This window comes from Streptomyces sp. NPDC006385, assembly GCF_040612485.1.
Taxonomy (GTDB): domain Bacteria; phylum Actinomycetota; class Actinomycetes; order Streptomycetales; family Streptomycetaceae; genus Streptomyces.
Genome location: NZ_JBEXQG010000084.1, coordinates 1 through 12467, shown reverse-complemented (window position 1 = coordinate 12467; position 12467 = coordinate 1). Strand labels below are relative to the sequence as shown.

The 12467-nt window shown below is 69.9% G+C and carries 13 protein-coding genes and 1 pseudogene; 6 read left to right on the top strand and 8 right to left on the bottom strand.

From position 1 onward, the window contains the following. The first annotated feature begins 71 nt into the window (after positions 1-71). On the top strand, positions 72-1451 hold the full coding sequence (locus ABZ078_RS38255; protein WP_356583147.1) for a S1 family peptidase: 1380 nt from the start codon (positions 72-74) through the stop codon (positions 1449-1451). Positions 1452-1465: 14 nt separating this feature from the next. Here ABZ078_RS38255 and ABZ078_RS38250 read toward each other — a convergent pair whose 3' ends face one another. The 3 genes from ABZ078_RS38250 to ABZ078_RS38240 all read right to left on the bottom strand — a co-directional run bounded on the left by ABZ078_RS38250 (position 1466) and on the right by ABZ078_RS38240 (position 3861). Further along, entirely contained in the window at positions 1466-2329 is an 864-nt protein-coding gene (locus tag ABZ078_RS38250) for an EamA family transporter (protein WP_356583146.1), read from the bottom strand. A gap of 85 nt (positions 2330-2414) precedes the next feature. Further along, complete coding sequence (locus tag ABZ078_RS38245) at positions 2415-2600, bottom strand: hypothetical protein (protein ID WP_356583145.1); 186 nt, start codon at positions 2598-2600, stop codon at positions 2415-2417. 100 nt (positions 2601-2700) lie between these two features. Further along, the gene (locus ABZ078_RS38240; protein WP_356583144.1) at positions 2701-3861 is read right to left on the bottom strand and encodes an ROK family transcriptional regulator; all 1161 of its coding nucleotides are present in this window, start codon (positions 3859-3861) and stop codon (positions 2701-2703) included. 182 nt (positions 3862-4043) lie between these two features. Between ABZ078_RS38240 and ABZ078_RS38235 the strand changes: the two genes are divergently transcribed. The 4 genes from ABZ078_RS38235 to ABZ078_RS38220 are packed head-to-tail and all read left to right on the top strand — an operon-like array spanning position 4044 to position 8573. Further along, positions 4044-5009: a sugar ABC transporter permease gene (locus ABZ078_RS38235; protein ID WP_356583143.1), complete on the top strand. Its 966-nt coding sequence runs from the start codon at positions 4044-4046 to the stop codon at positions 5007-5009. An 18-nt stretch (positions 5010-5027) separates the two neighbouring features. Next, positions 5028-5948 (top strand): carbohydrate ABC transporter permease, encoded by a 921-nt coding sequence (locus ABZ078_RS38230; protein WP_356583142.1) that lies wholly within the window; start codon positions 5028-5030, stop codon positions 5946-5948. Positions 5949-5959: 11 nt separating this feature from the next. Continuing rightward, the gene (locus ABZ078_RS38225) at positions 5960-7315 is read left to right on the top strand and encodes a sugar ABC transporter substrate-binding protein (protein ID WP_356583141.1); all 1356 of its coding nucleotides are present in this window, start codon (positions 5960-5962) and stop codon (positions 7313-7315) included. 55 nt (positions 7316-7370) lie between these two features. Further along, positions 7371-8573: a Gfo/Idh/MocA family oxidoreductase gene (locus ABZ078_RS38220; RefSeq protein ID WP_356583164.1), complete on the top strand. Its 1203-nt coding sequence runs from the start codon at positions 7371-7373 to the stop codon at positions 8571-8573. A gap of 40 nt (positions 8574-8613) precedes the next feature. On the opposite strand, the gene ABZ078_RS38215 is transcribed toward ABZ078_RS38220, so the two are convergent. Together ABZ078_RS38215 and ABZ078_RS38210 are read right to left on the bottom strand one after the other, a co-directional pair. Next, positions 8614-9315: a L,D-transpeptidase gene (locus ABZ078_RS38215; RefSeq protein WP_356583140.1), complete on the bottom strand. Its 702-nt coding sequence runs from the start codon at positions 9313-9315 to the stop codon at positions 8614-8616. 221 nt (positions 9316-9536) lie between these two features. Beyond that, positions 9537-9908, bottom strand: a pseudogene (locus tag ABZ078_RS38210) (SDR family NAD(P)-dependent oxidoreductase); the annotation flags it as partial. 50 nt (positions 9909-9958) lie between these two features. On the opposite strand from ABZ078_RS38210, the gene ABZ078_RS38205 reads away from it, so the two are divergent. Then, the gene (locus tag ABZ078_RS38205; RefSeq protein WP_356583139.1) at positions 9959-10507 is read left to right on the top strand and encodes a hypothetical protein; all 549 of its coding nucleotides are present in this window, start codon (positions 9959-9961) and stop codon (positions 10505-10507) included. On the opposite strand, the gene ABZ078_RS38200 is transcribed toward ABZ078_RS38205, so the two are convergent. The 3 genes from ABZ078_RS38200 to ABZ078_RS38190 all read right to left on the bottom strand — a co-directional run. Next, positions 10498-11412 (bottom strand): SDR family oxidoreductase, encoded by a 915-nt coding sequence (locus ABZ078_RS38200; protein WP_356583138.1) that lies wholly within the window; start codon positions 11410-11412, stop codon positions 10498-10500. The two genes, ABZ078_RS38205 and ABZ078_RS38200, sit on opposite strands and share 10 nt — an antisense overlap. A gap of 107 nt (positions 11413-11519) precedes the next feature. Next, positions 11520-11894 (bottom strand): DUF4180 domain-containing protein, encoded by a 375-nt coding sequence (locus ABZ078_RS38195; RefSeq protein ID WP_356583137.1) that lies wholly within the window; start codon positions 11892-11894, stop codon positions 11520-11522. A 69-nt stretch (positions 11895-11963) separates the two neighbouring features. Further along, a partial coding sequence (locus ABZ078_RS38190) for an MBL fold metallo-hydrolase (RefSeq protein WP_356583136.1) occupies positions 11964-12467 on the bottom strand: 504 nt, incomplete at its 5' end.

Sequence of the window (12467 nt, the reverse complement as noted above, 5' to 3'; positions counted from 1 at the left end):
GAGAGAGGGTGCTCAACTCCGGGAGGGCCCCGCGGCGTTGACGCCGCGCTGTACTGGTTCGGGAGCCATGTATGAGGCACGCACGACGACGTCTCGTCCGGCGAGTGACACGGCTGGCGGCCGTCGGCGGACTCCTCCTCGGAGGAACGATGGTCACACGCGCCGTGGCGAGTGAACCTCCCGACGCCTCCGCCGTCCCGCGGACGTACGCCGCCTCGGCCGCCGACACCGGCGGTGATCTCGTCGCGCGGCTGGGCACGTCCCGTACGGCGGGCAGCTGGATCGGTGCCGACGGCAAGCCGGTCGTCGCGGTCACCGACGAGAAGGCGGCCGCGGAGGTCCGCGAGGCCGGCGCCGAGGCGAAGATGGTCGACCACAGCATGGACGAGCTGAAGTCGGCCACGTCGACGCTGCGTTCGGCGCCGCGGGTGCCCGGCACGGCGTGGGTCATGGACTACCGGTCCAACGAGGTGGTCGTACGGGGCGACAGCACCGTCTCGGCCGACGACTGGTCCCGGATGACGGAAGTGGCGGAGGGCATCGGCGGCTTCGTGCGCATGGAACGCACCGAGGGCACGTTCACGACACGGCTCAACGGCGCGCTGCCGATGCTGTCGACGGCCGGGCGCTGTTCGGCCGGTTTCAACGTCACCGACGGGCAGCGCGACTTCATCCTGACGGCCGGTCACTGCGGGCCGGACGGTTCGGTGTGGTTCGCCGACAACCAGGGACGGCAGCGGCTCGGCCAGACCATCGGGCAGAACTTTCCCGGCGGTGACTTCTCCCTGATCCAGTACGCGAGCGGGGACGCGGGCGCCGGGGCCGACGTGGTGTCCATCGGGGACGGCAAGGGCGTGCGGATCACCGGCGCCGCCGATCCCGCCGTCGGGCAGCGGGTGTTCCGCAGCGGCAGCACGAGCGGCCTGCGCGACGGCGAGGTGACGGCGCTCAACGCCACGGTCAACTATCCCGAGGGGACGGTCACGGGGCTCATCGAGACGAACGTGTGCGCCGAACCCGGGGACAGCGGCGGCCCGATGTTCTCGGAGGGGGTCGCGCTGGGTGTGACGTCGGGCGGCAGCGGCGACTGCAACGCGGGCGGTACGACGTTCTTCCAGCCCGTGACGAAGGCGCTGGCCGCGCTCGACGTGAAGCTGATCGTGGCGGCGCAGAACGGCTCGGGGCAGCAGGGCGCCTCGCCCGCCCCCGCCCCGTCCGCGTCCGGGACGCAGAGCGCCGCCGCGCCCGGCGACGCGTCGCCCGGTTCGTCGACGCCGATCACCGGCACGGACGCCTCGACGCTGCTGTCCCGGCTCGCGGACCCGAGGAACGTCGGTCCCGGTCTGCTCGTCGTCGCGGGCAGTCTGGTCGCGCTGGTGGCGACCCGGTACATCCGCGCGGAGCAGGACCGCAAGGCGTACCGGCGCTACTACTCGGCGACCTGGGGGTGACGGGGTCCGGCCCGTCACCCCAGGGTCAGCAGGACGGTGGCCAGCGCCGCGCCGGTGAGTCCGACGGCCCGCCGTACGGTGAGGGGTTCGTGGAGGAGGGCGAATCCCAGGACGACGGGGAGCGCCGGGTAGAGGGAGGCGAGGACCACGGCGACGGCCAGGAGCTGTCGCTGCGCGGCGAGCAGGTACAGGATCAGGCCGAGCGCCGCGCCCGCTCCGATCAGCAGCGCCTGGACGCACCGCCACGCCGGAAGCCGCAGCTCCCGGCCGTGCCTGGCGGCGACCGGCAGCAGCACGAGCACGGCGGCGACGCGGCCGGCCGCGACCGGCCACAGCCCGCTGGTCGGATCGGCCTGGCCGAGCGCGAGGTACTGCACGGCGACTCCGGCACTGGCGAGCAGGCCGTCGGTGATGCCGGTGGCGGGCCCTGTCCGAGGGGGGCGCCGGGCGTCCTCGCGGGGTCGGCCGCGCCCGTCGTCCGCGACCAGCCAGAGCGCCGGCACCGTGACCGCGAAGCCTGTCCAGGCCAGGGGCCCGGGCCGGTCGCCGAGGAGGAGTACGCCGCAGAGCACGGACAACGCGACGGACGTGACGGCGCTCACCGGCACGACGGTGCTCATGGCGCCCCTGCTCAGGCCACGGTTGAGGTGGTGCATGGCCGCCCCGCTGCCGACGCCGGACAGCGCGCCCCACAGCAGATCGGCGGGGCGGACGGCGTCAGCGGGGACGAGGAGTGCGGCGGCTACGGCGAGGAGCAGCCCGCCGAACTGGCCGAGGAGAGTGACGGTGGCGAAGTGTGCGCGCCGGGAGAGCAGGCCGCCTGTGAAGTCGACGATGCCGTAGCAGACGGCCGAGGTCAGTGCGAGAAAGGCACCCATCGGGTCAGGAGTGCCCCGGGAGGGTGTTCCGATGCCTGGCGAGGTGCGCCGAGGAGGGGGTCCGGGCCGGCGCCGGGGCCGGTGGTCAGGCCGCCTTCGCCGGCTGCGGGACCGCGGCGGCCCACTCCAGGACGAGGCGCTGGTACTCCTCGCGCTGCTCGCCGCTCAGTGTCCCGCCCGACCGGCGCCACAGCGCCCGGATCTCCTCGTTGACCTCGTCAGCCGATCGATCGGAGGCGATATCAACAGTGGTGGACATGCTGTGAAGCATACGGCCCCTGAGGTGAAGACGAGGTGAGTAAGAACGAACAATACGGACATAGCGGACCGTGTCACTGATCACGTCCATCTGTCCCCGCAGCCCGCCGAGTTCAGGCATCCGCCGCCCCCAGCACCAGCACCTGGATCGCGAGAACGGCGGCGCCCCGTGCCCAGTCGTGAAAGTCGGACACCTTGGTCTCCAGGTCGACCGGCTCGGCGAGCGGGTGCCGGAGGGAGCGGATGGTCTCCGTCACGGTCTTCCCGGCGACGTCCATGAGTCCGACCCCCTCTCCGGCGAGAAGGATCTTCTGCGGCAGCACGAAGTTGGCGATCTGGGCGACCAGGGTGCCGAGCGCGCGGGCCGCCTCGTCGATGACACGGGCGGGCATCGCCTCACCCGCCGCGGCGAGCTCCAGGATCTCCTCGTAGGTCCGGTCGCGGCCCGTGGCCGCCTGGACCTGGTAGCGGATGTTGGGGATGGTCAACAGGGAGACGGCGCTGCCACGCTCCCCGTCGGGGGTGAGCGGACCGTCGGGGTTCACGATCCAGTGACGGCCGAAGCCCCGGTCCTCCTCGGCGTACGGCACCCGCTTGCCACCCAGGACCAGGCCGTAGCCGATGCCGGCGCCGATGGTGAGCACGACGAACCGGTCCAGGCCGCGGCCGGCGCCGAACCAGGTCTCGGCCTCGACGAGGGCGGCGACGTCGTTCTCGACGACGACCGGCAACCCCGTGCGCTCCTCGACCAGTTCGGCGAGCGGGACGTCGCTCCAGTGCAGGAAGGGTGACTCCCCGACCACGGCACGGTCCTCGACGAGGCCGCCCACGCCGATGCCGATGCCGGCGAGCCGGGGATGACCGCGGGTGAGTTCGTCGGTCATCTCCCCCAGCAGGTCCACGACTTCGGCGGGGTCGTGCGTGGTGAGGGGGCGGTCGTAGCGGGCGACGATCTCGCTGCGGAGGGTGGTCACGACGCCGTAGACCATGTCGTCGGTGATCTTGAAGCCGATGAAGGAGCGGGATTCGGCGACGACGTCCAGCGGCTGCGACGGACGACCCTGGCGCGTCTCCGCCGAGGTGCCCGCTTCGGGAACCTCGACCAGCAGTCCCGACTCGATCAGCGGCTTGGTCAGCCGGGTGAGGCTGCCGGCGGACAGATCGAGCCGCCGGGCGAGCTCGGTGCGCGACAGAGGGCCACCGAGGAGCACCTCGATCGCCACCGAGCGTTCACCGGGACTGAGGGGCAGCCAGCTGGCGGCTACTGGGGTCATGGTCGTCAGGCTCCCACAGGGTGGCTTCTCTCATGATTTTTTTCTGCGCAAAAGGAACCTGGCCAGTCTAAGGCAGAGAGGGCGGCTTGGAGAACAGGGCGACCCACCTCTTGACGGCTGGATTCTTTCGCCACAAAAGTAAGTGCCCGAGGATGAGCCGCCGCAGACGAGGGAGTCTCCCGATGACCATCGCCTCCAGCAGCCCACCGTCGCGTCTGCCGCTGGGCGACGCCGCGGGGGCGGGGACCAAGTCCAGGACCCAGCGGGCCCGGTCCCGCGACAACCAGGGTGACGGGCGGCTCGCCGCGGTGTTCCTCGCACCGGCGCTGCTGGGCTTCCTGGTCTTCCTGCTCTGGCCCACGCTGCGGGGCGTCTACCTGAGCTTCACCGACTTCAACCTGCTGACGCCGGAGAAGTGGGTGGGTCTGGACAACTACGCCCGGATGGTCAACGACCCGATCTTCTGGGACTCGCTCCGGGTCACCGTCGAGTACGTGGTCCTCAACATCGGGGTGCAGACGGTGGCGGCGCTCGCCATCGCCGTGCTGCTCCAGCGGCTGACGCAGTCGGCGGTGCTGCGCGGGGTCGTGCTCACGCCGTACCTGATGTCGAACGTCGTCGCCGGCATCGTCTGGCTGTGGATCCTCGACACCCAGCTCGGCATCGGCAACGAGATCATCTCGGGTCTCGGCTTCGACCGCATCCCGTTCCTGGCCGACGAGACCTGGGCGATCCCGACGATCGCCCTGATCAACGTCTGGCGGCACGTCGGCTACACCGCGCTGCTGCTGTTCGCGGGGCTCATGGCCATCCCGAACGACATGTACGAGGCCGCGAAGGTGGACGGCGCGAGCGAGTGGCGGATGTTCTGGCGGATCACGATGCCGCTGCTGCGGCCGGTGCTGGCGGTCGTGCTGATCATGACGGTCATCGGTTCGTTCCAGGTGTTCGACACGGTCGCCGTGACAACCTCGGGCGGACCGGCCGACGCCACCAACGTGCTGCAGTTCTACATCTACGGCGCCGCCTTCGGCCGTTTCCAGTTCGGCTACGCCTCCGCGATGTCGGTGGCCCTGCTCGTGGTGCTGAGCGCGATCACCGTCCTGCAGTACCGGCTCACCCGGGCCGGCCAGACCGACCTCGGCTGAGGGAAGGGAGACGCCGACATGGCTGCCGTGGCAGAAACGACGACGACCGTACGGCCCGTACGGCGCAGGCCCTCCTTCGGGCGGGTCGTGGCCTGGACGGTGATGGCCGCGATCGTGCTCATCACCCTGGTGCCGTTCTACTGGATCCTGCGCACCGCGCTCTCCTCGAACCCGGGGCTTGCCGCCCATCCGGCCGATCCGCTGCCGGTCGACCTGACCACCGGCGGTTTCGAGCGGGCGCTCGGTCTGCAGTCCGCCGAGGAGGCGGTCGCGCAGGGCGGCGCGGGCGGCGGGCTGAAGTTCTGGCGCTATCTGCTCAACTCGGTGCTCGTCTCGACGCTGATCACCGTCTGCCAGATCTTCTTCTCCGCGATGGCCGCCTACGCCTTCGCCCGGCTGCGCTGGCGGGGCCGGGACGCGGTGTTCGCCCTGTTCCTGGCCGGGCTGATGGTGCCGGCCATCTTCACGCTGCTGCCGAACTTCGTGCTCATCAAGGAACTCGGCCTGGTGGACAACCTGTTGGGCATCGCGTTGCCGACGATGTTCATGACGCCGTTCGCGGTGTTCTTCCTGCGCCAGTTCTTCATGAACATCCCCAAGGAGGTCGAGGAGGCGGCGCTCCTCGACGGCGCCGGAAAGGTGCGGATCTTCTTCCGGGTACTGCTGCCGATGGCGTCCACGCCGGTCATGACGCTGGCCGTGCTGACGTACATCACCTCCTGGAACGACTACTTCTGGCCGCTGATGGTCTCCTACAGCGACAGTTCGCGCGTGCTGACGGTGGCGCTGGCCGTCTTCCGGGCACAGACCCCGCAGTCCGGCATCGACTGGTCGGGCCTGATGGCGGCGACGCTCATCGCGGCCCTGCCGATGCTCGTGCTGTTCGGCTTCTTCGCGCGCCGCATCGTCAGCTCCATCAGCTTCACCGGGCTCAAGTGAGGGAAATGGTCATGCGATTTCGATTCCGTACGGTCGGGGCGCTGGCCGGGGCCCTGGCACTGACCCTGACGGCGGGGTGCGCCCAGGGCGGCGGCACCGGCTCGTCCGCGAAGAACACGGTGACGTACTGGCTGTGGGACGCCAACCAGCTGCCCGCCTACGAGGCCTGCGCCAAGGGCTTCGAGAAGCAGAATCCGGGTCTGGACGTGCAGATCACCCAGATGGGCTGGGACGACTACTGGACCAAGCTCACCGCGAGCTTCATCGCGGGCACCCAGCCGGACGTGTTCACCGACCACATCCAGAAGTTCGGCCAGTTCGCCGACCTGCAGGTGCTGGAGCCGCTGGACGACCTGGGCATCAAGGACTCCGACTACCAGCCGGGTCTGGCCGCCAACTGGATCGGCCGGGACGGCCACCGCTACGGCGCCCCGAAGGACTGGGACACCGTAGCCCTCTTCTACAACGAGAGGATGGCGAAGGACGCCGGCCTCAGCGCCGAGCAGCTGAACAACCTGTCCTGGAACCCGAAGGACGGCGGTACCTTCGAGAAGGCCATCGCCCACCTCACGATCGACAGGAACGGCAAGCGGGGCGACGAGCCCGGCTTCGACAAGAACAACGTCAAGGTGTACGGCCTGGCGTCCAAGGGCGGCGGCTTCGCCGACGGTCAGACCCAGTGGAGCAATTTCGCCGCCTCCGCGGGCTGGAACTACACCGACAAGAAGCGGTGGGGCACCAAGTACCGGTACGACGACAAGACCTTCCAGTCGGTCATCAAGTGGTACTTCGGCCTGGCGAAGAAGGGCTACATGGCCCCCCTGTCCGACTGGAACTCCCAGTCCAACGAGGGCAACGTCCAGGTGGCCGCGGGCAAGGCGGCGTCCTCGCTGGACGGGGCGTGGATGATCTCGACGTACGCCGGCTTCAAGGGCATGAAGATCCGCACCGCCCTGACACCCGAGGGTCCCACCGGCAAGCGCGCCACGATGATGAACGGCCTCGCCGACTCCATCACCAAGAACGCCCGTAACAAGGAGGGCGCCAGGAAGTGGGTGAAGTACCTGGCGTCGAACGAGTGCCAGAAGACGGTGGGCGGTTACGGCATCGTCTTCCCGGCCACGCCCGATGGCACTAAGGCCGCGCGGGCGGCGTACGAGAAGAAGGGCATCGACGTCTCCGCGTTCACCGAACCGGTGGCCGACAAGAAGGACTTCACCACCTTCTCCTACCCGATCACCGACTACGCGGCGGACGTGCAGGCGCTGATGGAGCCCGCCATGGAGGACATCTACGGCAACGGCAAGCCGGTGAGCAGCCTCGACCAGACCAACGACCAGATCAACCTGATCCTGTCGTCCCAGTGAACCCCCGACCGATCTCCCGATCATGATCTCTCGACCAGTGAAGGGCACGCCTTACATGACGTTCTCGCTCGGCATCGTCGGCGCCGGCCAGTTCTCCGGCCAGTTCGCCACGCTGTTCCAGGCCCACCCCGGCGTCAGCGACGTCTACGTCACCGACCTGCTGCCCGAACGGGCCGAACAGCTCGCCGCCGCCCAGGGGCTGGCGGGCACCTTCCCCACGTACGAGGCGATGCTGGAGTCGCCGGCCGTCGACGCGGTCGCGATCTTCACCCAGCGCTGGACGCACGGGCCGCTGGTCGTGCAGGGCCTGAACGCGGGCAAGCACGTGTACTCCGCGGTCCCCATGGCGATCACCACCGAGGAGATCGCGGCGATCATCGACGCGGTCAAGGCGACCGGGCTGACGTACATGATGGGCGAGACCAGCCAGTACAACCCGGCCACGGTGCATGCCCGCAACCAGATCGCCGAAGGCGCCTTCGGACGCCTCTTCTACGCCGAGGGCGACTACGTCCACGACATGGACCTGGGGTTCTACGAGGCGTACCAGTACAGCGGGGGCGAGGGGTGGAAGGCGACCGCCAGCTACCCCCCGCTGCTGTACCCGACGCACTCGGTGGGCGGTGTGCTGGGGGCCTGGCAGACGCACGCCGTCAGCGTCTCGGCGATCGGGGTCGTGGACGACCGGGCCGACGGCGTCTTCGACAAGTCCGTCAGCCAGTTCGACAACGACGTGTCCAACGCGACCGCCCTGTTCGAGGTCGCGGGCGGCGGCTCGTTCCGTACGAACGAGTTCCGGCGGGTCGGCTATCCCTCGCACATACGGGAGTCACGCTTCCGCTTCTTCGGCACCGAGGCGAGCATGGAGCAGCTCGCCACGGTCGCCCTGTGGCAGGACAAGAAGGGAGTGAAGGACATCAGCGAGCTGCTTGAGCCCAAGCCCACGATGTCTCCTGACGACCCGTCACTCCAGCACATCGCGCCGGAGCTGCGGGCCGCCTTCACCTCGGGTTCGGCGCCGGTGCACGACCGGTCGCGGCTGCCGCGGGAGTTCGACAGCCTGCACAACGGTCACGAGGGCAGCCACCACTTCCTGGTCGACGACTTCGTGACCGCGGTCAACACGCGCACCCTGCCGTCCGTGAACGCGTGGGTGGCGGCCCGCTACACCCTGCCGGGCATCGTCGCGCACGAGTCCGCGCGGCAGGGCGGGGTCAGGCTGGAGATCCCCGACTTCGGGGACGCCCCGGCGGTGTGACACCCCTGAGCTCGCCGGCGAGCCGGGTGCCTGTGCCGCGTCAGGTGCCCGGCTTGCGGCCGTACACGTAGACGTCGTCGCCGTTCTTCAACAGCGACCAGTACTTCTTCGCGGTGGTCTTGGTCATGTTGACGCAGCCGTGGGAGCCCGGCGGGTTCCACATGCTCACGCCGACCTGGTGGAAGGCCTGGCCGCCGTCGAAGAACTGGGCGTAGGGCATGGGCACGTCGTAGATGCTCGACACGTGGTCGATGTTCCGCCAGTAGATCTTCTTCAGGCCGGTGCGGGTCTCATAGCCGTTGCGGCCGGTGCGGACCGGTACGGGGCCGTAGACCAGCCTGCTGCCGTCCTGGATCCAGCTCAGCTGGAGCGTGAGGTTCACACAGGCGATACGACCCTTGTTGACCGGGCACTTGCCGTCCCTGTTGGGGTTGTTGCCGACGGCCTTCTGCTTGTTCATCAGGTCCATCACGCCCCAGGTGACGGGCCCGGCGTAGCCGGCGTTCGGGGTGATGCCGTGCTTGGTCTGGAAGGCCTGGATGGCCTTGCAGTCGGCGGCGGACTGCTTGCCGTCGACCGGGCGGCCGAGGAATTTCTCCACCTTTTTCTGGTGAGGACCGGTCTGGGTCGTGCAGCTCGGAGCCGCCTGCGCCGGTGCTGCGGCGAGCGTGAGGCTGAGCGGTGCGACCAGTCCCGCGGTGATGCCGAGTGCGACGGCTCGCCGTCTGCGTATGTCCCCCATGGCCGGGCCCTTCCGTTACGTGTTCCTGTGGACTTCTGCCAGGTAGACCCGCGGATGAGGGCGTCGGTTGTGGCCCGGACGAGGCTGTGACCAAACGGTGAAACTTCGCCGGGCACGAGGGGCTGGTACGGCGAATGTCGAGGCTTCACTCCTCAGTCGTCGTCCGGGCGCCGGACCGCCGTCCGGAAGCCGGTGTTGACCGCGGTGAGGCCGCCGTCGAGGGCCTTGGCGGCGCTGTAGGCGTGGTTGCCGAAGTCCTGGAGGCCGTTGACGGAGCCGATGTCGACGATGGCGCCGCGTCCGGTGGCGGCGAGGTGCGGCAGGGCGGCACGGCAGCAGCGGTAGGTGCCGACGGCGTAGGCGACGGCGGCCTCGACCGACGCGCGGTCGGACACGTCGCACATCCATGCCTGAGCAGTGCGTCCCTGTCCCCGCAGCCGTGCCGCCGTCTCCTCGGCCTCGAACCCGTCCCGGTCGGCCACCAGGACCATCGCACCCTCCTCGGCGAACCGTCGTGCGGTGGCGGCGCCGATGCCGCGGGCCGCGCCGGTGACCATGACTGCGTGACCTGCGAAGCGCGTCGTGTCCGTCATGGACAGAAACGTACTGCCGTGACGATCACCCGGGCGGATAGCGTGCCTCCATGTCGGTGTTCCTTCAGCAACTCCCCGCCCTCATCGGCGTCGTGATCGGCGCGCTCGGTTCGTACGTGGTGGTCGTGCGGGGCGACCAGATGAGGTTTCGGCGTGAGCAGGCGGCGCGTTGGGAGGAGCGGCGGCTCGCGGTGTACGCCGACTACGCGCGGTCGGTGAAGCAGACCGTCACGGTGGCGTACCGGGTCGCCGCCCACCTCGGCCACGGGACGCACCCGGACCCCCTCACCCCCGAGGAGGCCAAGCCGCTGCTCGCCGAGGCGAACACGGGCAGGGATCCCTCGGGTGAGGCGCTGATCATGCTGGGCAGCGCCACTGTGGTGAGGAAGGCACGGGAATGGGTCGTGACCGTGATGGAGATGGAGCGGTTCGTGCGCGAGTCCGACCAGGACACGGCGGCCTGGCGGGCCCTGCTGGATCAGCAGCGCGCCGGCCGCGAGGGCTACTACGCGGCCGTACGTGAGGACCTCGGCCTGCCGCCGGGCCACTCCGCGCGCTGGCCGGTCCGCCCGGCCGACCAGGTGCCGCCTCAGCGGTAGCCGGCCGGGTCCGCCGGCTTCCCCGCGTCCTGCACCTCGACGAGGTACCGCCAGGCGTCGGGGCGGCTGCCGTCGAGGTCCGTGAAGCCGTAGACCCGCGCGAGCTGCCCGGCGGAGAGGGACTCGCCGTTCCAGCGGGCCAGGTCGGGGTCGGCGGCGAGGGCGGCGACGGCGCGGCCCACATAGCGCGGCGTCTCGGAGATGCCGAAGTGCGGGACGCGTTCGAGCGCGTCGCGCCAGTTGTCCTCCCGTACCCCGAAGCCGTCCAGCATCATCTCCGAGCGCAGCCAGCCCGGGGTCAGCGCGACAGCCGTGGCGCCGCGCGGTCCGAGCTCGTGCCCGAGGGAGAACGCCATGCGCAGGACGGACGCCTTGGCGAGGTCGTAGAAGAAGGAGCTCCGGTAGTGGTCGCGGTTGTACTCCGCGGTGCCGTCGGTCATCTCGACCACCAGTCCGCCCGGATGGCGCAGCAGCAGGGGCAGGGCGTGGTGGCTGGTGATCGCGTGTGTCTCGACGGCGAGCCGGAGCAGTCTGAGCCCCTTGTCGAGGTCGTGCTCCCAGACGGGGCTGTCCCAGGCGAACAGCTTCTCGCCGCCCCAGACGTCGTTGACGAGGACGTCGAGGCGGCCCTGTTCCTCCGCGATGCGGTCCACGAGCGCGCGGACCTGCGCGGGGTCGAGGTGGTCGGTGGGTACGGCGATGCCCTGGCCGCCGGCCTCGGTGACCAGGTCGGCGGTGTCCTCGATCGTCTCGGGACGGTCGTACTCCGAGCGCCGGGCGCGGGTGCTGCGTCCCGTCACGTAGACGGTGGCGCCGGCCGCCCCGAGCTCCACGGCGATGCCGCGTCCGGCTCCCCGTGTCGCTCCGGCGACCAGCGCCACCTTGTCCTTCAACGGCTGTCCCATGTCCCGACCTCCGGTACCCGTGCGAGCGATGTCGCTCTTGAGAGTGCCGGGTAAGCCGGACATCTTCTGTCGTCTTTTACGGGAGGATCGGTCGTTGTACGGAACGGTCACCCGGCCGGACGCAGCCGCGCGTCGAGTTCGTCGTAGGTCGGCAGGAACCAGATGTGGCCGCCCTGGTTGGTCTCGTGCACGAAGTCGCGCAGGGCCGTGCTCGCGGCGATGTGGTGGGAGACGTCCCCGACCACGGCGAGCCGCACCCGGTAGGTCACGAACTTCTGCATCACCGCGCCCGCGACGCCCGACCGCAGTTGGAAGAACGCGTCGGCGATCCGCTCCACGGGCACCGCGACCACCTCGGCGTCCTGCCCCATCGCGTCGCCGATCAGATCGAGCGCCGCGCTCTCGCCGTCCAGTGGCGGGCCGTCGGGAGCGCAGCGCAGGACGCGGACGTCATGCAGGGTCAGGAGTGTGTTGGGGGTCATGCGGCGTGATCGTAGGGCCACGCTCCCCTGCCGACCATTGCTTTTCCCCCGGACCGAGGGTTTTCTGCCTCAGTGGCCGCGGTCGATCCACTCCTGGAGGTGCGGCGCCTCCGCGCCGATCGTGGTGGCGTCGCCGTGGCCGGTGAGGACCTTGGTCTCGGGCGGGAGGGTGAGCAGGCGGGTGCGGATCGAGTCGATGATCGTCGGGAAGTGGGAGTAGGAGCGGCCGGTGGCGCCGGGGCCGCCCTTGAAGAGGGTGTCGCCGGTGAAGACGACGCCCAGGCCGGGATCGTGCAGGCATACCGCGCCCGGTGCGTGGCCCGGGGTGTGCAGGACCTTGAGGTCGGCGCCCGCCGCCTCGATGATCTGGCCGTGCGTGAGGTGGGCGTCGGGCTCACGGTCCGGGTGGGTCTGTTGCCACAGTGGCAGGTCGTCGGGGTGGAGCCAGATCGTGGCGCCGGTGCGCGCGGCGAGGGCGGGCGCGGCGTCGATGTGGTCGTTGTGGGCGTGGGTGCACACGATCGCGGTGAGGCGGCGGTCACCGACGGCCTCGGCGATGGCGTCGGCGTCGTG

Bases quoted from the DNA above. Each gene is read 5' to 3' on its own strand.
- ABZ078_RS38255 (WP_356583147.1), top strand. From the start codon at position 72: ATGAGGCACGCACGACGACGTCTCGTCCGGCGAGTGACACGGCTGGCG.
- ABZ078_RS38250 (WP_356583146.1), bottom strand. From the start codon at position 2,329: ATGGGTGCCTTTCTCGCACTGACCTCGGCCGTCTGCTACGGCATCGTC.
- ABZ078_RS38245 (WP_356583145.1), bottom strand. From the start codon at position 2,600: ATGCTTCACAGCATGTCCACCACTGTTGATATCGCCTCCGATCGATCG.
- ABZ078_RS38240 (WP_356583144.1), bottom strand. From the start codon at position 3,861: ATGACCCCAGTAGCCGCCAGCTGGCTGCCCCTCAGTCCCGGTGAACGC.
- ABZ078_RS38235 (WP_356583143.1), top strand. From the start codon at position 4,044: ATGACCATCGCCTCCAGCAGCCCACCGTCGCGTCTGCCGCTGGGCGAC.
- ABZ078_RS38230 (WP_356583142.1), top strand. From the start codon at position 5,028: ATGGCTGCCGTGGCAGAAACGACGACGACCGTACGGCCCGTACGGCGC.
- ABZ078_RS38225 (WP_356583141.1), top strand. From the start codon at position 5,960: ATGCGATTTCGATTCCGTACGGTCGGGGCGCTGGCCGGGGCCCTGGCA.
- ABZ078_RS38220 (WP_356583164.1), top strand. From the start codon at position 7,371: ATGACGTTCTCGCTCGGCATCGTCGGCGCCGGCCAGTTCTCCGGCCAG.
- ABZ078_RS38215 (WP_356583140.1), bottom strand. From the start codon at position 9,315: ATGGGGGACATACGCAGACGGCGAGCCGTCGCACTCGGCATCACCGCG.
- ABZ078_RS38205 (WP_356583139.1), top strand. From the start codon at position 9,959: ATGTCGGTGTTCCTTCAGCAACTCCCCGCCCTCATCGGCGTCGTGATC.
- ABZ078_RS38200 (WP_356583138.1), bottom strand. From the start codon at position 11,412: ATGGGACAGCCGTTGAAGGACAAGGTGGCGCTGGTCGCCGGAGCGACA.
- ABZ078_RS38195 (WP_356583137.1), bottom strand. From the start codon at position 11,894: ATGACCCCCAACACACTCCTGACCCTGCATGACGTCCGCGTCCTGCGC.